The following is an 18484-nucleotide window of genomic DNA, read 5'->3' as shown; positions in this document are numbered from 1 at the left end:
GTTCAAAGACCTGTGAATTTGCGAACCGCCGGAAAGTACCACCGATACGGCAGCACACGCAGCAGTTTCATCACCCGCGTGAAGCGCTTGGGAAAGTGGATGTCGAAATGCCCCCGCTCCCAGCCCTGCACGATGGCCGCCGCCGCTGCTTCGGGTGAGATGAGGGCCGGCATGGTGAAGTCGTTGCCCGCCGTGAGCGGCGTGGCCACAAAGCCCGGGTTGATCACGCTCACGCCCATGCCCAGGTCATGCAGGTCCAGGTACAACGCCTCGGCCAGGTTGATGAGCGCCGCCTTGGTCGGACCATAGGCCAGGCTCTTGGGCAGCCCCCGAAAGCCCGCCACGCTGCTGATCAGGCTCACATGGCCCGGGCGCCCGGCCTGCGCTGCGGTCAGCATGGCGGGCAACATGCCAGCCAGCACATGCAGCACGCCGTTGTAGTTGATCTGCTCGTGGCGCAGCATCACGTCCAGGTCGAAGTCGGTGGCGCGCATGTCGCGGTAGTAGCCCGCGCAATAGCACACCATGTCGGGAACACCACCCGCCAGCACCTGCGCGGCGGCGGCCTGCACCTGTGCCGGTTCGGCGGTGTCAAAAGCCAGCGCCGTGCTGCCGGGGTGCTGCCGGGCAAAGGCGTTCAGCGCATCACCACTGCGCGCCGACACGATGACCTGCGCGCCGCGCGCATGCAGCGCAGCCGCTGTGGCCCGGCCAATGCCGCTGCTGGCCCCGATGAGCCAGGCCCGGCGGCCATGCCAGTCGCGCAGGGGAGGATTGAGGCTCATGGTGCGCGTTTGGTGAAGGACAGGGTGATCTCGCCCAGGCGAAATCCGAACTTACTCATGGTGGCGCGGTTGAGCATCACGCGGTCGTCAATGAGGTACATCCAGTCGTCCAGGTCCACGTTGTAGACCTTGCCATCCACGGGCAGGGCCAGTGTGTAGTTCCAGCGGAAGGCGTTGCCACGCGTCTGGCCGTTGGCCGTGCCCACCACATCGTCGGCGGTGCCGGTGTAGCGGCCGTCGGCATGCTTCGTCAGCCGCCAGATGCGGCGCTGCGTGGTGCCGTCGGAGTAGGTGAAGGCTTCGTCGAGCACGCCCTCGTTGCCTTTCCAGCTGCAGTCCATGACCACGGTGAAGCGCTTGACGATCTGGCCGCTGCGGTCCTGGAAGATGCCGTAGGCGTCGATCTTGCCGTTGAAATACTGGGCCAGGTCCAGCACCGGTTTTTCGCTGGCGTAGCCATCAAGGCTCTGGCTGGCGCAGCCAGCCAGGACCACAGGGGCAGCCACGGCGGCGGAGAGAAGAAGGCGTCTTTGCATGTTGGGCATCCCTTGAAAAATCAGGCACTGGCTGCACCGCGCGCAGGCCGAAGCACCAACCAATACAGCGCCCCCGCTGCCAGCAGCTTGAGCAGACAGGGCAACACGGCATAGGCCCAGCCCAGGGTCTGCAGGCCTTCTTCGCTGCGTGTGCCGGGGGTGTAGCCCCACCAGCCCAGCAGGGGCAACGCGAGGCCTGCGGCCAAAGCCAGGTTGAGCTTGGTGGCAAAGTTCCACCAGCCGAAGTAAGCGCCTTCGTGCTGGCCGCTGTCGCCCTCGGCGGCAATCACGCCCGCCAGCAGGGCGCTGGGCAGGGCCAGGTCGGTGCCCAGGGCCACGCCCGACAGCGCACAGACGACGAGGAACGGCACCACGTCACCCGCGCCCAGAAACGCAGTCCACACAAACACGGCAATCGCCAGCAGCATGCCTGCGAGCCAGGTGCGCGCCAGGCCCCAGCGCGCCACGGCACGCAGCCACAGCGGGATGGACAGCGCAGCGCAGACGAAATAGGCAGCGAGGAACATCGGCTCCTGCGCGGGCGGGGCCTGCAGGCGGTCCTGGATGAAGAACAGCACCAGCGTGGCCGGGATGGCGCTGGCAATCCCGTTGAGCATGAACACGGCCAACAGGCGGCGAAAGGCCGGGCGCCCCCAGGGCCGCCACAGGCTGGTGCGCTGCGGGGGGCGGTACACACCGGCCACGGCGACACCCGCATGCGCTGCGGGGCGAGGGGCTCTGGTCCAGGCCCACCAGCCTAGCAGCAGGGTGATGGCAAACACACTGAGCATCACCGGCAGGCCCAGCAGCGCAGGCAGCACCGAGGCCAGCACCACGCCCACCAGTGCGGCACCTTCGCGCCAGGCCACGATGCGGCCGCGCTGCAATTCATCGCCTCCCAGGCGCGCACCCCAGGACTGGTGCGCAATGCTGAGCTGGCTATAAGCGACGTAGGTGATGAGCAGCGCCACCAGCGCCCAGGCAACGAGCGCATCGGCACCGCGCACCAGGGGAAAAAACAGGCTGGTCAACCCCAGTGCCAGCACCGCCGCCGACATCGCACCCACCGCCAGCACGGCGCGCACCGAGCGGCCAAACAAGTGGTCGGCCAGGCGGCCCAGCAGCGGGTCGGTGAACGCATCGAACAGCCGCGCTGCCAGCAGCACGGCGCCCAGCGTGGCCAGCGGCATGCCAAATTCGCGCGCGTAGTGGTTGGGCAGCAGCACATACAGCGGCAGCGCCACAAACGCCAGGGGCAGGCCCAGCAGCCCATAGGCCAGGCCGTGGCCGGCGCGCATGGGCTGCGTGGAGGTCATGGTTGGCCTGCAGTGCGGGTGGCGGCCAGCAGCTCCTGGCGCAGGCCGGGTTCGGAGGTCTGCGGCGAGAGCCAGATGCCAAAGAACAGGCGCGAGAACTCGGCGTCCGGGACCTCGCCGACGACACGCCCCGCCATCTTGAACACCGCACCCACGCCCGGCTGGTGAATGCCCAGCAGGCGGTCGCCCGACTTCACATCCGGCAACGCGGCCTGCAGCGCCTGCTGCCAGCGCGTGGCCTGTTGGGGCGTGAAGCTGCCCACGCGGCGCATCTCTTCCAGCGAGCGTTTGGCGATGGCCTCGGCCGTGAAGTCGCGGTGGTAGGTCAGCTCCAGCGCCAACGGCTGGGCGCCGTAGTTGTCTGCGTCAAAGCCGGGCTGCACCCACAGGCGGGCGCGGTAGATCTCGAAGCCCAGAAACCGGAGCACGCCCTGGCCCGCCAGGCGCACGCCTGACAGGGGCGTGGCGGTGGCCGACTCTGCCGCCTGGGCCATTGGCACGGCCTGCGCGATAGCGGAATTTGAATAAAAAAAGGCTCCAGCGCTTATCCATAAAGCGGTAATAGCTATGTTTTTCATAGCATTCAATCCTTCGCCAGCGTGTACTGCACCAGGTCGATGTTGCTCATCGCAAATGCCGCTTCGCAGTACGCCAGGTAGAACTCCCAGATGTGCAGGAAGCGCTGGTCAAACCCCAGCTGCAGGATTTGCGTGCGCTGCGCCAGAAAGCGCTCGCGCCAGCGCTTGAGGGTTTCGGCGTAGTCCTGGCCAAACGCAAACTCGTCGACCACGCGCAGGCCTGCGGCCTCGGCCTCGCGGCGGAATTCGCGCGGGCAGGGCAGGCAACCGCCGGGGAAGATGTACTGCTGGATGAAATCGGTGGAGCTGATGTAGCGCTCGAACAGGCTGTCGTCGATGACGATGCTTTGGATGCAGGCCTTGCCGCCGGGCTTGAGCAGGCGGTTGACCGACTGGAAATAGGTGGGCCAGTACTCGCGGCCCACGGCCTCGACCATCTCGATGGAACAGATGGCGTCGTACGGACCGTCCTGGATGTCGCGGTAGTCCTGCAGGCGCAGGTCGGCCTTGGCTTGCACCCCGTGCGCCGCCATGCGCTTCTGCGCAAACGCCAGCTGCTCGGTGGAGAGCGTGACGCCGGTGAGGGATGCACCGAACTCGGTGGTCGCCATCTCGGCCAGGGCGCCCCAGCCGCAGCCGATCTCCAGCACGCGGTCGCCCGCCTGCACGCCGGCCATGCGCAGCGCACGGCGCACCTTGGCGTGCTGTGCGGCACGCATGTCACCGCCCGCATCGCCCTCGAACCAGGCCGACGAGTAGTTCATCGTGTCGTCCAGCCAGAGTTCGTAGAACGCATTGCCCAGGTCGTAGTGGGCGTGGATGTTCTTCTGGCTGTTGGCGCGCGTGTTGCGGTTGAGCAGGTGCTTGATGCGGTACAGCAGCCGGCCCGCCCAGGTGCCGTAGATCACGCCTTCCACCTGCTGGCGGTTGGCGATGAAGAGCTTGAGCAGGTCGGTCAGGTGCGGCGTGGTCCAGTCGCCCGCGATGTAGCACTCGGCAAAGCCGATGTCGCCGGACTTGAGCGCGGCGCTGCACACGTTCCAGTTCTTGAGCGTGATCGCGGCCGAGGGGCCGTTGCCATGCCCGAAGTGCTGCAAGGTGCCGTCGGGCAGCTGGACCGTGAGGTGGCCATGCTGCAGGCGCTGCAGCAGCTTGAGCGCCGTGCGGGCTGCAGCCGGGGTGCCTGCGGGCAGGGCCAGGGCGGTGCGGGGGGCGGTGGTGGAGTTCATGGCGGCGTTCTCGTTCGTCATGGAATTCAGCGGGTCACGATGGATGCAGGCGCCTCGGGCTTGCGGTGGAAACGCACGCGCTTGAGCCACAGCTGCAGCGCGTGCCAGTGAATGCGGGCAATGATGGCCAGCGTCATGGCGGGGTAGCCCCAGAGCGCCTGGCGCAGGGTCTGCGGGGTGATGGCCTGCAAGGTGCCGCTCACGCTGGTCTGGAGGAGTGGGCCGGTGTCGTCGTCGTGGTCGATGCGCACCACAGTGCGGCCCGCGTCCTGCGCCCCCGCCTCGGTGCGCATGAAGCGGAACCGGTAGCCCCCGTTCACCTCGCAGAACGGCGAGACGTGGAACACCTTGCGCGCCTGCTGTTCCACGCCGTACTGCGGCGCATCGAGCAGGTAGCAGTGGCGCTCGCCAAAGGTGTTGTTGACCTCCACCACGATGGCGCGCAGGTGGCCGTCGGCGCGGTGGCAGTACCAGAAGCTCACGGGCTTGAAGGTGTAGCCCAACACACGCGGGTAGCAGTGCAGCCACACCTCACCCGTGGCATCGGTGATGCCTTCGGTGGGCAGCAGCTCATCGAGCCAGGCCAGCGCCCCGCCCTGCGCGGCACTGCGGCCGTCGCCGTGGTCCACGTCATGGAAGCTAATGGCGCCGCTGCGGTTCACCGCCAGCGGTGTGTGCGTGCCGCTCAGGCTGCGCATGGGCAGCATGAGGAAAAACGTGGGGTAGGCAAACGCATGCCGCCGGGGCCGCAGCCGCGTGTGGCGCACTTGGCCGAAGCCGATGAGGGGCGCTGCGGTGGGAGCCGGCGCGTTGCTCACGCAGCCTCCGCCAAAGGCGCTGGCAGGGCCGCCAGCAGTTGCTCGGCCACGGCCAGGCCGGATTTGAGGCCATCCTCGTGAAAGCCATAGCCCGTCCAGGCGCCGCAGAACCAGGTGTGCTGCTGCCCCTGCAGCTTGCCCACCTGCTGCTGCGCGCGGATGGCAGCCATGTCGAACACCGGATGGGCGTATTCGTAGCTGCCGATCACGTGCTCAGGCGCAATGTCGCGCACCGGGTTGAGCGACACCACCACAGGCTGCGCAAAGGGCACGGGCTGCAACTGGTTGATGAGGTAGTGCAGGCACACGCGGGCCGACTCGCGGCTGCGCTGCGGGGCACGTTCGTAGTTCCACGCGGCCCAGGCGGCGCGGCGCTCGGGCAGCACGGAAGTATCGGTGTGCAGCACGGCGCGGTTGGCCTGGTAGCGAATAGAACCCAGCACCGCGCGCTCGTGCGGCGTGGGCTGGGCCAGCAGCGCCAGGGACTGGTCGGAATGGGTAGCCAGCACCACCTTGTCAAAGTGTTCGGTGTAGCCAGCCGTCACCACGCGCACACCGGCGGCATCGCGCTCGATGCGGCGCACAGGGGTGTTCAGGCGCTTGTCGGCGATGCCCGCCACGATCTTGTCCACGTAGTGGCGAGCACCGCCAGACACCGTCCACCACTGCGGGCGATTGCTCACCTGGATGAGGCCGTGGTTGTGGCAGAACCGGATCATGGTGGCCACGGGGAATTTCAGCATCTGGTCGGTGGGGCAGCTCCAGATGCAGCCCAGCATGGGCAAGAAGTACCAGTCGCGGAACGCATCGCCAAAGCGGTGCTCGCGCAAGAAATCGCCCAGCGGCTGCATCAGCGCCGCCTCGGCCTGTTTCTCTGCGATGCGCGTGCACAGCTTGTTGAAGCGCAGCAGGTCGCGCAGCATGCCCAAAAAGCGCGGGTTGACCAGGTTGGAGCGCTGGGCAAACACTGTGCTGAGGTTGGTGCCGCTCCACTCCAGCGCGCGGCCGCCGCCAGGGCCGCTCAAGGCGCCCGGCACCCGCACCGAGAACGACATGTCCGACTTGGCGGTCTCCACGCCCAGCTCGGCCAGCAGGCGGATCAGGTGGGGGTAGGTGCGCTCGTTGAACACCAGAAAGCCGGTGTCCACCCCGTGGGTGACGGGGGTACCCGAGGCATCGGGTAGCGTGACATCGACGGTGTGGGTGTGCCCGCCGAAGTAGTCGCCTGCCTCAAACAGTGTGATGTCCGCCTGGCCGCGCAGCTGGTGCGCGACCGAGAGCCCCGAGATGCCGGAGCCGATGATGGCGATTTTCATGACCGGCTCCCTCTGGCCGGTACACGGAATAAAAAGGTTGCGAAGCGTCCCGAAACGAATAAGAGAGGGAGGGAGGAGAAGCGCTCCAGGAGGTCAGTCGGAACCCGGGGGCCCGAAAGGCTTCGCAACGTTAAAACTGTACGCTGCGCAATCGTCTTGCGCAATGGATAGAGTGGGGTCACGCTGGCGAAGTTCCAGAGGCTCACTGTATTTTTTTTCAAGAAATGTAAAGAAGTCATGGCGGTCACCGGGGCACAGGCTGGTTCAGCTGTTGTTCGATGGCCCGCACCAGGCCTTTGTTGTCTGGGGCGGTCAGGCTGGAGTAGCTGTCCACCAGATTGCCGTCGCGGCCCAGCAGGTATTTGTGGAAGTTCCAGCGCGGCGCTGTGCCCGACAGCTGCGCCAGTTGCTGGAACAACGGCGAAGCCTCGGGGCCCTTCACGCTGCTCTTGGCAAACATCGGAAATTTCACGCCGAACGTGTTTTCGCAGAAGTCAGCAATCTCCTTGTTGCTGCCTTTTTCCTGGGCAAAGTCGTTGGACGGGAAGCCCAGCACCACCAGGCCCTTGTCTTTGTAGCGGGCGTACAGATCCTCCAACCCCTTGTACTGGCCCGTAAAGCCACAGAAGCTGGCCGTGTTCACCACCAGCACCACTTTGCCGCTGTACTGGCACAGCGACTGAGGCTTTTCGTCCTGCAACCTCGCAAACGTGTGCTGCAGCGTGGCCGGGCAGCTTTCGGAACCCGCCGCGCGGACCGGGGGGGCATAGCCGACCGCCACCGCGACCAGCAACAAAAGGCTGGCGGCCGAAAGAAAGCGTCTGTTAGAGGTGTTCATAGGACTTGGGATCGCAGTGGGTATGGGCAATTTAACCATTCCATCATTTTTTGTCCACATGAGTTTTTATTTGGACTGATTGGTTTACGGGAATGCGAACCGCTCGGATTCAAAGTCCTGCAAAAGTAAGGGGTATTGCGGGCGCGCACGGGAACGGGGCGACAGGCGTCGCACGGCTGAAGGTTTGCCGTCGTGGTGGCAAGAGAGGGGGAGTTCCGGGCACAAGCTGCCCGCCAGTGGCGCTGGGCGCCGTTGGGTGGCGTGGGCCTGTGCCAGCCCACCCGCTGCAGGTGGGGGGATGCGCCCGCAGCCCGGCGCGGGGTCAGACCAGGTTGAGCAGGCGGTCCAGCGAGAGCTTGACTCTCACGTCCTTGAAAGCCACCACGCCCGTGACCTTCCAGGGGGGCATGCCGGTGTCACGCGGAATGGGCTCGCCCGTGGGCATGCCGTCACGGTTGGTCACCACCGCCACCTTGGGCGTGGTGGCCGTGGTGCCCCGGCGAACGACCACGCCCACCTCCTGGCTGGCCAGCCGCACGAAGGCCCCGGGCGGGTATACACCCAGGGTCTTGACGAGCGCGGCACCAGCCTCGTCCACCTGGTGCTCTTCGTCGTAGTAGCTGGCCTGCATGGCCGCCGTGACGGGCATGGGCAACCGGGCCGCGCGAGGTGCCATGCGGGCGCCAAAAATGTCGGCACGCTGCAGCAGGCGGGCCATTTGCTGGGGTTCCGTCTTCTTGGCCAGCGGGCCGGGGGTGCGGTGGTGGTGGCAGCGCACCGCCTCCAGCCACACCGGGTCGGCCACGCCAAGCGTGCGCAGCAGCGCCTCAGAACGCTCCGCATGACTCTCGACCGCCGCAATCTGCTGGGCGGTGAGCGGATGGGTCTGCTGGGCCAGCTGGTCCTGCAGCTCGCACATGGCTATGTTCATGGAGAGCGCCGCGTGGCCCAGCTGCTGCACGCGGGAGGCGGGCCAGCGCAGCATCTCGCGCGCCACCACCATGCACACACAGCACACCAGCATCGAATGCGTGGCGCTGTACATGCGCGTTTCCTGCGCAGACAGGTAAATCAGGCCCAGCAGCGTCGCGTCGGGCGTCTGCTCGCAGTGGCGGGCCAGCTCGTCGTGCAGCGTCTGGAAGCGCCCGCCAAAATCAGCGGGCGAAGGTGCACGCAGCAACTGTGTGGCACGCAACTGCAGTTCGGGCCAGTCAGGCAGCGTCTTGCCAGTGCGGCCCCGCCCTCCTGCGTCGTCGGCCGCCGTCATCTTCATCGCGGCAATTTCGCCCAGGTTGGTGTCGGCGATCAGCATGCGCTGCAATTGCGCGAGGTAGGCCCGGTGGCTGTCACCGGACTCATCGGTATCCACACACAGCTGCCGCCCCCGGCCCACCATCTTGGCCAGCTCTTCCCGAGTACGGATGACATAGCCTTTTTGCGCCAGCAACACGCCATCAGCACCCCGCAGCACAAACGGCAGAGGGTGGCCCAGCTGGATGGATTCGATGTTCAGGCTGACGAGGTTCATGGTGGTCGTTACATTATCTAACGACCACACGCCCGGCTAAGCCGGGGCAACCCCGGGGATTGCCTGCTTTTTCAAGCAACCACCGGTCTCCATCATCCCGCTGGGGGTGTAGCGGGCGCCTCTGGGGCGGGCACGGGGTGGGCACCTCGCAAGCGCCGCAGCATGCGACCAAACCACTGCCCCAGATCATCCACCCCCGTGAACACGGCGGGGATGACCAGCAGGCTCAACAGCGTGGACGTGATCAGCCCGCCAATCACCGCCACCGCCATGGGCGAGCGAAAGCTGGCATCCGCCGCACCAATGCCCAGCGCAATCGGCATCATCCCCGCACCCATGGCCAGCGTGGTCATGATGATGGGCCGTGCGCGCTTGTGGCAAGCGTCGATCAGTGCCTCAAAGCGCGTCATGCCATGCTCGCGCCGCGCCAGGATGGCGTATTCCACCAACAGGATGGAGTTCTTGGTGGCAATGCCCATAAGCATGATCAGCCCGATGAGCGAGGGCATCGAGAAGCTCTTCTGCGCGATCAGCAGGCCCACGAACGCCCCGCCTAGCGACAGCGGCAGCGCCGCCAGGATGGTGACCGGGTGGAGGAAGTCCTTGAACAGCAGCACCAGCACGATGTAGATGCACAACACCCCGGTCAGCATGGCCAGGCCGAAGCTGGCGAACAGCTCCCCCATCATTTCGGCATCGCCAATGGTGATCTGGCGCACGCCCGGCGGCAGGTTCTGGATGGAGGGCAGCGCTTCGACCGCCTTCGTCACGTCGCCCAGCGGCTGGCCTGACAGCTCGATCTCAAAGTTGACATTGCGCGCGCGGTCATACCGGTCCACCACGGCCGGTCCGCCGCTGAACTCGAGCGTGGCCACCTGGCCCAGCATCACTGGGCCTTTGCTGCCCGGCACCGACAGGCGCTCCAGCAGCGACAGGTCCTTGCGCGCGTCGTCCTGCAGCTTGACCACGATCGGCACTTGGCGCGAGGCCAGGTTGAGCTTGGGCAGCGACACGTCGTAGTCGCCCACGGTCGCAATGCGCAGCGTTTCGGCAATCGCGCTGCTGGTCACCCCCAGGTCGGCGGCGCGCGCAAAGTCCGGGCGCACCGCGATCTCGGAGCGCACCAGGCTGGCGGTGGAAGAGATGCTGCCCAGGCCCGGGATGGTGCGCAGGTCCTTCTCGACCGCCAGCGCGGCCGAGGTCAGCGCCTGCGGGTCGTCGCCCGAGAGCACCAGCACGTACTTCTCGCCGGAGCCCCCCAGGCCCACCTTGCTGCGCACGCCCGGCAGCGTCTCCAGCGCGGCACGGATCTGGTTCTCGATGCCCTGCTTGCGCGGCCGGTCGCCGCGCTCGGCCAGCAAGATGGTGAGCGTGGCCTTGCGCGTTTCAGCATTGGCGCTGCCCATGAACGGGTCGCCACCGGCCGAGCCCCCACCGATGGTGGTGTACACGCTTTGCACATGGTCCACCTTGGCGATGCGCTGGCGCGCGTCCTCGGCCACGGCGCGGGTCTGGGCCAGCGTGGCGCCAGGTGGCAGCTCCAGGTAAACCTGGGTCTGCGAGTTGTCATCGGCCGGGATGAAGCCCGTGGGCAGCAGCGGGATCAGCGCCAGCGAACCGATGAAAAACGCTGCTGTGGCAATGAAGGTCATCCAGCGGTGTTTGATGCACCAGGCCGCCCAGCGCAGGTACACCGTCATCCAGCGCGGGTCCTTGTGCGTGTCCACGATGGGTTTGAGTATGTAGGCCGCCATCATGGGTGTCAGCACCCGCGCCACCACCAGGCTGGCAAAGACCGCCAGCGACGCCGTCCAGCCGAACTGCTTGAAGAACTTGCCCGCAATGCCGCTCATGAACGCGGTGGGCAAAAACACCGCAATCAGTGTGAACGTGGTGGCCACCACGGCCAGGCCAATTTCGTCGGCCGCCTCCATGGCCGCCTGGTAGGGCGTCTTGCCCATGCGCAGGTGGCGCACGATGTTCTCCACTTCCACGATGGCGTCATCCACCAAAATGCCCACCACCAGCGACAGCGCCAGCAGCGTGATCACGTTGATCGAGAAGCCCAGCCAGTGCATGCCGATGAACGCCGGGATCACCGACAGCGGCAGCGCCACAGCCGACACGAACGTGGCGCGCCAGTCGCGCAAAAAGAGCCACACTACCAGCACGGCCAGCAACGCGCCTTCGTACAGCAGGTGCATGGAGCCGTCGTACTCCTCCTGCACAGGCTGCACAAAGTTGAAAGCTTCGGTGATCTCCAGATCGGGGTGCTGTTCGCGAATTTCCTTGAGGGCCGCCTGCACCGCAGAGCCGACTTCCACCTCGCTCGCACCCTTGCTGCGCGCAACCTCGAAGCCCACCACGGGCTTGCCGTTGAGCAGGGCCAGGGCGCGCGGCTCGGCAATCGTGTCTGTCACCGTGGCCACCTGATCGAGCCGCACATGGCGGCCGTCGGACAGTGCCAGCGTGAGCCCTGCGAGCTCCTGCGCCGACTGCACCGTGGCCAGGGTGCGTACCGGCTGTTCGCTGCCGCCCAGGTCGGTGCGGCCACCGGCACTTTCGGTCTGCACCAGCCGCAGCTGGCGCGAGACATCGGCCGCCGTGGCGTTCAACGCCTGCAGCTTGAGCGGGTCGAGCAACACATGCACCTCACGCTGCACACCGCCCACGCGGTTGACCGCGCCCACACCCCGCACCGTGAGCAGCTTCTTGGCCACGGCATCGTCCACAAACCAGGACAGCGCCTCGTCGTCCATGCGGGTGGAGGCAATAGTGAACGCGAGCACCGGCTGCGCGGCCAGGTCCATCTTGGTCACGATGGGGTCGCGCACGTCGCCAGGCAGGTCACCGCGCACGCGGGCCACGGCAGAGCGCACGTCGTCCAGCGCTTCCTGCGTAGGCTTTTCCAGGCGGAACTCGGCCGTGATGGTGGCGCCGCCGTCCTGCACCTTGGTGTAGATGTGTTTCAGGTCTTGCAGCGTGGCGATGCTGTTTTCAATCTTGCGCGCCACATCGTTTTCGAGCTGCGCGGGCGAGGCGCCGGGCAGCGCCACGGTCACGGAGATCGTGGGCAGGTCAATGTCCGGAAAGTTCTGCACCTTCATGGCGTTGAACGACAGCAGGCCGCCGAAGGTCAGCAGCACAAACAGCATCAGCGCCGGTATGGGGTTCTTGATCGACCAGGTGGATACATTCATGTCGAATGCTCCTCAATTGATAGCCGTTTGCGCTTTATTGGTAAGCGCTAGAGCCATTTTTTGCTTGAAATCCGGAGCTTGCGAGGTGCTGCTGGCGGGCGGCGTGCTCACCACCCGCACCAGGTCACCGTCGTTCAGGAAGCCAGCGCCACGCACCGCTACCGAGGCATTCGCGTCCAGACCCGAGAGCACCTCGACCCGGTCAGCCACGCGGCGGCCCGTCTGCACCTTGCGCATTTGCACACGCTGCTCGGCACCCACCACAAACACGTACGAGAAGCCGTCGCGCACCACCAGCGCCTCTTGTGGCACGGTGAGTGCATCGCTGGCGCCCAGCGCGAACTCACCCCGCGCAAACATGCCCGCACGGAAGTCTGTGTTCAGGGGTAGATCAACGTACACCAGCGCATTACGCGTCTGCGGGTCCACCGTCGGCGCAATCATGCGCACCGTGCCTTCTGCCACCGCACCACTGGCCGCCGTCACGCTGACCTTGGCGCCCGGCGCAATCCGGCGCAGCTCGGTAGACGTGACTTCGGCGCGCCATTCGAGGCGCCCCTTGCGCACCATGCGGAACAGCTCGGTGCCCGCGCCCACCACCGCGCCCACGGTGGCCGTGCGGGCCGAGATCACGCCGCTGTCGGGCGCCACCACCTGGGTGTACTTCAGACGCAACTGCTGTGCGTTCAGCGTGGCCTTGGCCGCCTCCACGCGAGCCTGCGCGGTCTTCTCGGCCGTTGTGTACTGCTGGATCTGCTGCTGGCTCAAGGCGCCCGTGGCCTGCAGCGAGCGGGCCCGGTCGGCATTGGCAGCGGCTTCGGCCGCATTGGCCTGGGCTTCGAGCAGGCTGGCGCGGACCTGGGCCACATCGGCCTGTACGGTTTCGGCAGAGAAAGTTGCCAGCACCTGGCCGGCCTTGACCACGTCGCCCACATTCACACGCACGTCGGTCAGGCGCAGACCGTTGCTCTCGGCGCCAATGCTGGCCTCCTGCCAGGCGGCCACATTGCCGTTGGCCGCCAGGCGCAGGGGCACCGAGGTGCGCTGGGGTTGGGCCGTGCTCACGGTGAGCGCGGGGCGGGGCTGGCTGGCCTTGGGCTCATCGGCGGCGCGCGATGCGCTGGAGAACACCAGGGCGCCACCGGTGGCCAGTGCGCAGGCAGCGATAACGGCGAAGGCCGTGGGAGAAATCTTGAAACCTTGCGTTTGCATTGTGTGTATCCGTTCATCCAGTCGGTGTCAGGAGAAAGGGTGAGCGATCAGCCCACCCCCCCGGTTTTTCATTCAGCGTGCGGCGGTAGCCGCAGCAGAAGGGGAGGCTGCCGTGGTGGTGGTCTGCCCGTCCCATCCACCGCCAGCGGCGCGGTACAGCGCAACCCAGGCGGCCTGGCGTTCATGCTGCAGCGCAATCAGCGCGTTCTCGGCCGCCAAGGACGTGCGCCGCGCGTCTTCCAGCTCCACCAGACTCGCCAGGCCGCCGCGCCAGCGCGCTTCGGTGGCATCGAAAGATGTGCGATAGCCCGCAGCCGCCGTTCGCGCGCTGGTGCTGCGCTCGGCCGTGCTCTGCAGCCGCACCAGCGCCTGTTCGACCTCGCTCACGGCCTGGCGCACCTTGGCGCGGTAGAGCGCGGCGGCTTCGTCATAGCGCGCCTGCGCCGCGTCCACCTGCGCGCCGCGCCGGCCACCATCGAACAGCGGCACGCTGAGCGCCAGCGGGCCGATGGTCCAGGTGTTCAGGTCGGTGGTCACGCCACCGCTGCGCACCCACGCCGTGCCCACCGAGCCGCTGAGAGACAGGCGCGGGTAACGCTGGGCCTGGGCGCTGCCCACTTCGGCACTGGCAGCGGCGACTTCGCGCTCGGCGTTGTACACATCAGGGCGCTGGGCCAGCACCTGGGCGGGTAGCGTGGCGACGGCGAACAGGGTGTCGGGGGCTGCGGCGGCAGGCGTGGACAGGCGCGACCGCAGCGCCGACTCCTCCCACCCGGTCAGTGCCACCAGGGTCTTGACCTCCACGTCGCACTGCATGCGCTGCTGCGATGCACGCGCCTGCGCTTCGGCGGCACTGGCACGGGCCAGGGCAGCCGTGGCGGGCGCCGTGAAGCCGGCGCGTTCGCTAAGACCTGACAGGCGCGAGGTTTCGCCACGCGACTGCGCATCGCGCTCGGCCACGCGCAGCTGCTCCAGGCAGGTGCGCAGGCTGCTCGTCTGCTGCGCCACCTCGCCGGCCACGCTCACGCGCGCCTCGTGCCACAGCGCCTGTGCGCCCGCCAGCCGCTCATCGGCAGCGGTCTTGGTCGCGCGGTTCGCACCAAAAAGGTCAATCTCCCAGCTCGCCTGCAGCCCGGCCTGCGCCGTGGTCGCGATGCCTGCAAGCTGTTCGTTGAAACCCCGGCTGGCGCTGGCCTGCGCATCGAGCGACGGCAGCAGGGCGGCGCGGCTGGCCACCTGCGTGGCCCGGGCCTGCGCAATGCGGGATTGGGCCTGCGCCACACCGGGGCTGACGGCCTGGGCCGCGTCGATCAACTCCACAAGCAGCGGGTCGCCCAGCTGCGTCCACCATCGGGTCAGATCCCCCAGCGAGCCCTGGTGCGGCAAGGGCGCCTGCCACGCCACAGGCGGAGTGGTGGGCACTTGGGCGGGGGGCGCTGTGATGGCACAGGCGCCCAGGGCCAGGGGCAGGCAGGTGGCCCAGAAGAATCGGGTCTTGCTCAAAGTCATGCGTTGGATTCCTTGTGCGAATTCCGTGAAGTACTGCGGCGCGCGGGCTGTTGTACGGCCTGCCGCCTGGCGATCTCGCCCTGCACCATGCTCAGGGCGTAACCGGTCAGCCGGTCCACCCATTCGTCCACAGCCCCAGACCCCGCCAGCTGCGGTGCAATAGCCTGCAGCGGGTCGCGCTGGGTCCACATCTGCATAACCAGCCCGGCCAGCGAGAAGGCGAGGCGATGCATGTCGTCGTCCGCTGCGGCCACGCCCATGTGGCGGCACAGCACTTGGACCAGCGCCAGATGGGGGGCCCGGCACTCGCGCTCGATGAGCTCGGGCCACACATGGGTGGGGTCCAGCAGCTCGCGCACATGCAAGCGCAGCGACTGGGTAACAAGGTCATCGTGCTTGAGCGGCTCCAGAAAGCCACCGAAGTAGGCGGCCAGCGCCTGCTGCAAGGTCAGCGCAGGGTCGGCAAACACCGGGATGAGGTCGCTGCCGCTGCCGAAGGGCTCGTAGAACGTGGCTGTGTAGAGGCGCGCCTTGTCGCCAAAATGGTAGGCGATCGCTGCCACGTTGGTGCCGGCGGCTTCGGCAATGGCGCGCACCGAGGTCTGTGCAAAGCCCCGCTCGGAAAACAGCTGCAGCGCGGCGCGCAGCAGGCGCACGCGCGTGTCTTCTCCATCACTGCGGGCGGTGCGCTGGGCTGCGGGAATGAAATGGGCGCCGAAACTCATGGCACCGGATTACACACCAGAATTCAAACAACCGTTTGAATTAGCGATGCCACGCGGAAAATTCAGCCCGCAAAAATGCAACAAAACGTCACACCTTGGTGCGACTCAACCGAACACGGACCTCCACAGGGCCAGCACCGCATCGCGCTCGGCCTGCAGTGCGGGGGGGGCAACCTGGGTGGGCGCCTCGTCCAGGCGCGCCACGTGTTGCACGCGCCGCAGTTCGCGGTACGCATCCGCAGCCGCCACACCCACGCCAGGGGGCAACAGCCCCACCTGCTCGGCGCGCTGCAGCAGCGCGATGTTGCCCACATTGCCCACCAGCTCCGGGTGGTTTGCAGACTGCGAGAGCACCAGGTACTGCACGGCAAACTCCGCATCCACCATGCCACCCGGACTGTGTTTCACATCAAACTGCCCGTCGCGCGTGGGGTGCGCTGCGCGCACACGCTCGCGCATGGCCACGATCTCCTCACGCAGGGCGGCAGGGTCGCGTTCGGAGGTGATAACGGCCTCCCGCACGGCATCGAAGCGCGCCTGCAAGGCCTCGCTGCCCATCACAAAACGCGCGCGTGTCATGGCCTGGTGCTCCCAGGTCCACGCGGTGTTGCTGCCCCGGCGCTGCTGGTAGTTGGCGTAGGCCTCGAAGCTCGTGACCAGCAGACCTGAGCTGCCATTGGGCCGCAACGCAGTGTCGATCTCGTACAGATCGCCCTCGCCCGTCTTCACGGTGAGCCAGTTGATGAGCTTGCGCACAAAGGCCGCGTAGACCTCGGGGGCGCGTTCGTCGTCGTCATCGAACACAAAGACGATGTCTAGGTCACTGCCGTAGCCCAGTTCCTTGCCGCCCAGCTTGCCGTAGCCAATGATGGCGAATTGCGGGCTCTCGCGGTGGCGCGTCTTGAGCCGGCTCCAGCACCACTGGGCCGTGATGCGCAGCACGCTGTCAGCCAGGGCGGACAGGTCATCCGCCACCTGCTCGACGGTGATGCGCCGCTCCACGTCGCGCGCGAGGGTGCGGAAGGTTTCCGCGTGCTGGGCACGGCGCAGCAGGTTGAGCAAGGTTTCGTCATCGTCCTCGCCCGTGGACTGCAGCGACGCGAGCCGCACGGCCAGTTCGCGCTCGAAGTCGGCCACCACAAAACGTTCGGCGAGCAGCGAATCCCCCACCAGTTCATCGATGACGCCGGGGTGCTGCAGCAGGTAGCGGGCGGGCCATTTGGCCGCACCCAGGAGGTGCAGCAATTGCTCGTGCACAGAGGGGCGCTCCAGCAGCAGCGCCAGATAGCTCTCGCGGCGCAGCAGCGGCTCCAGCCAGTTGGCAAGGCGCAGGGCGGCCTCTTCGGTGACGCGGCCTTCCTTGAGCCACTGTGCGGTGCGTTGCACCAGCCGGAACAGGCGGGCACGGGCTTCGTCGCGCAGCCCCGCCACGCGCGGGTGGTTGCGCCATTCGGCAACGCGCTCGCGAAATCCGGGCGGTAACTGCTCCAGCAGCGTGTCGAATTCGGGGGGGGCTGCTGCCGCAGCGCGGGGGCCGCCACAGCCTCCGCCATTGCACTGCTTCTTGCCCGCCCCGCCCAGCAGGGTGTCGAATTCCTGGGCCACCAGTTCACGGTGTGCGTCCAGCTCGTGCAGGAAGGCGCAGCAATCGGGATACCCCAGGGTGTGCGCGATCCACGCCAGATCGTCATCGCGCGTGGGCAGCACATGGGTCTGCTGGTCATCCAGGTACTGGATGCGGTGCTCCACACGGCGCAAGAAGACGTAGGCCCGCGCGAGCGCATCGGCCGTTTCCTGCGGCATCAGCCCCGCCTGGGACAGGCGGGTGAGCGCATCAAGCGTAGGGCGGCGGCGCAACTCGGGGAACTGGCCGCCCCGCACCACCTGCAGCAGCTGAACCGTGAACTCGATCTCACGAATGCCGCCGCGCGAGAGCTTGACGTCGTTGGCGCGCTCCGGGTGGCCCGCGCTGCGCTTGGCGGCATGGTCCCGGATCTGGCGGTGCAGCACCCGCAGCGCATCGAACACGCTGTAGTCCAGGTAGCGGCGGAACACAAAGGGCAGCACCACACCGCGCAGCGCCTGAACCTCAGGGCTGGCAATGCAATCACGCGGTGCCACCACGCGGCTCTTGAGCCAGGCAAAACGCTCCCACTCGCGCCCATGCAGCTGCAGGTATTCCTCCAGCGCCGACAACGAGACCGAAGGCGGGCCAGAGTTGCCATTGGGGCGCAGCGCCAGGTCCACGCGGAACACAAATCCGTGTTCGGTGGTGTCGCCCACCAGGCTGTAGATGGCCTTGACCGCACGTGCAAAGTATTCGTGGTTCGAGATGCGCCCCCGGCCATCAGCCGTGCCCGCCGTTTCGCCATCGTGCTCGTACACGTAGATCAGGTCGATGTCGCTGGAGACGTTCAGTTCGCGGGCACCGAGCTTGCCCATGCCGATGATCCACAGCTGCACGGGCTGGCCGTCCGGCCCGCGCGGCGCGCCGTGGCGCTCGTCCAGCTCCTGGCGGGCGTGTTGGCTGGCCCTGTCCAGCGCCAGCTCGGCCAGCTCGGTGACCGCGCTGGTAATGTCCGCCAGCGGAGCCTGCGTCTCGCAGTCCATCGGGATCAGCCGCTCCATGACCAGCTGGCGCAGCACCCGGAGCGCGGTGCCCGTGTCACAACCGCGTGCGCGCAGCGCGTCGTAGGCCTGCTCCATGCTGGGCCACCGGGGAACACCGGGCGGCAGGAGCAGCAGGTCAGCCTCGTAGCGGCGATGCAGGCGCTGATAGAAACGCGAGTGCGCGGCCCCGTGAACAAAGGTCGCGGAGGGATTGCAGGGGGATTCAGGATACGGGATCGACATGGCAGCCGCAGCGCAACGCTGCGTACATAAGAACACTGGTT

At 66.9% G+C, this 18484-nt stretch carries 14 protein-coding genes; all 14 read right to left on the bottom strand.

Going from position 1 to position 18484, the window contains the following annotated elements:
• Positions 1-2 precede the first annotated feature (2 nt).
• Positions 3-785 (bottom strand): SDR family NAD(P)-dependent oxidoreductase, encoded by a 783-nt coding sequence (locus ACQ4MJ_RS22500; protein WP_055394685.1) that lies wholly within the window; start codon positions 783-785, stop codon positions 3-5.
• Positions 782-1321: a DUF3833 domain-containing protein gene (locus ACQ4MJ_RS22495; protein WP_431151212.1), complete on the bottom strand. Its 540-nt coding sequence runs from the start codon at positions 1319-1321 to the stop codon at positions 782-784. The genes ACQ4MJ_RS22500 and ACQ4MJ_RS22495 overlap by 4 nt, the downstream gene beginning before the upstream one ends.
• Before the next feature lie 20 nt (positions 1322-1341).
• The gene (locus tag ACQ4MJ_RS22490) at positions 1342-2637 is read right to left on the bottom strand and encodes an MFS transporter (protein ID WP_431151213.1); all 1296 of its coding nucleotides are present in this window, start codon (positions 2635-2637) and stop codon (positions 1342-1344) included.
• Complete coding sequence (locus tag ACQ4MJ_RS22485; RefSeq protein ID WP_121421602.1) at positions 2634-3131, bottom strand: chalcone isomerase family protein; 498 nt, start codon at positions 3129-3131, stop codon at positions 2634-2636. Before ACQ4MJ_RS22485 ends, ACQ4MJ_RS22490 begins: the two co-directional genes overlap by 4 nt.
• 89 nt (positions 3132-3220) lie before the next feature.
• A complete protein-coding gene (locus ACQ4MJ_RS22480; protein ID WP_431153149.1) occupies positions 3221-4444 on the bottom strand; it encodes a class I SAM-dependent methyltransferase in 1224 nt (407 codons plus the stop codon).
• A gap of 26 nt (positions 4445-4470) precedes the next feature.
• A complete protein-coding gene (locus tag ACQ4MJ_RS22475) occupies positions 4471-5262 on the bottom strand; it encodes a DUF1365 domain-containing protein (protein ID WP_431151214.1) in 792 nt (263 codons plus the stop codon).
• Positions 5259-6578 carry an NAD(P)/FAD-dependent oxidoreductase gene (locus tag ACQ4MJ_RS22470; RefSeq protein WP_431151215.1) on the bottom strand — a complete coding sequence of 440 codons (1320 nt, stop codon included), beginning with the start codon at positions 6576-6578 and terminating at the stop codon, positions 5259-5261. Before ACQ4MJ_RS22470 ends, ACQ4MJ_RS22475 begins: the two co-directional genes overlap by 4 nt.
• A gap of 244 nt (positions 6579-6822) precedes the next feature.
• On the bottom strand, positions 6823-7416 hold the full coding sequence (locus ACQ4MJ_RS22465) for a glutathione peroxidase (protein ID WP_431151216.1): 594 nt from the start codon (positions 7414-7416) through the stop codon (positions 6823-6825).
• 322 nt (positions 7417-7738) lie between these two features.
• Positions 7739-8944, bottom strand: coding sequence for an HD-GYP domain-containing protein (locus tag ACQ4MJ_RS22460; protein WP_431151217.1), 1206 nt, complete (start codon positions 8942-8944; stop codon positions 7739-7741).
• A 92-nt stretch (positions 8945-9036) separates the two neighbouring features.
• Positions 9037-12144, bottom strand: coding sequence for an efflux RND transporter permease subunit (locus tag ACQ4MJ_RS22455; protein WP_431151218.1), 3108 nt, complete (start codon positions 12142-12144; stop codon positions 9037-9039).
• Positions 12145-12156: 12 nt separating this feature from the next.
• The gene (locus tag ACQ4MJ_RS22450; protein ID WP_431151219.1) at positions 12157-13356 is read right to left on the bottom strand and encodes an efflux RND transporter periplasmic adaptor subunit; all 1200 of its coding nucleotides are present in this window, start codon (positions 13354-13356) and stop codon (positions 12157-12159) included.
• Between the two features lie 72 nt (positions 13357-13428).
• On the bottom strand, positions 13429-14865 hold the full coding sequence (locus ACQ4MJ_RS22445; protein WP_431151220.1) for an efflux transporter outer membrane subunit: 1437 nt from the start codon (positions 14863-14865) through the stop codon (positions 13429-13431).
• Positions 14862-15590, bottom strand: a complete 729-nt coding sequence (locus tag ACQ4MJ_RS22440) for a TetR/AcrR family transcriptional regulator (protein ID WP_176887534.1) — start codon at positions 15588-15590, stop codon at positions 14862-14864. The genes ACQ4MJ_RS22445 and ACQ4MJ_RS22440 overlap by 4 nt, the downstream gene beginning before the upstream one ends.
• Positions 15591-15695: 105 nt before the next feature.
• Entirely contained in the window at positions 15696-18443 is a 2748-nt protein-coding gene (gene glnE, locus ACQ4MJ_RS22435) for a bifunctional [glutamate--ammonia ligase]-adenylyl-L-tyrosine phosphorylase/[glutamate--ammonia-ligase] adenylyltransferase (RefSeq protein ID WP_431151221.1), read from the bottom strand.
• Between the last annotated feature and the right edge of the window lie 41 nt (positions 18444-18484).

The organism is Acidovorax facilis, from assembly GCF_050626955.1.
Taxonomy (GTDB): Bacteria; Pseudomonadota; Gammaproteobacteria; order Burkholderiales; family Burkholderiaceae_C; genus Acidovorax; species Acidovorax facilis.
This window is presented reverse-complemented; position numbering and strand designations above follow the sequence as displayed.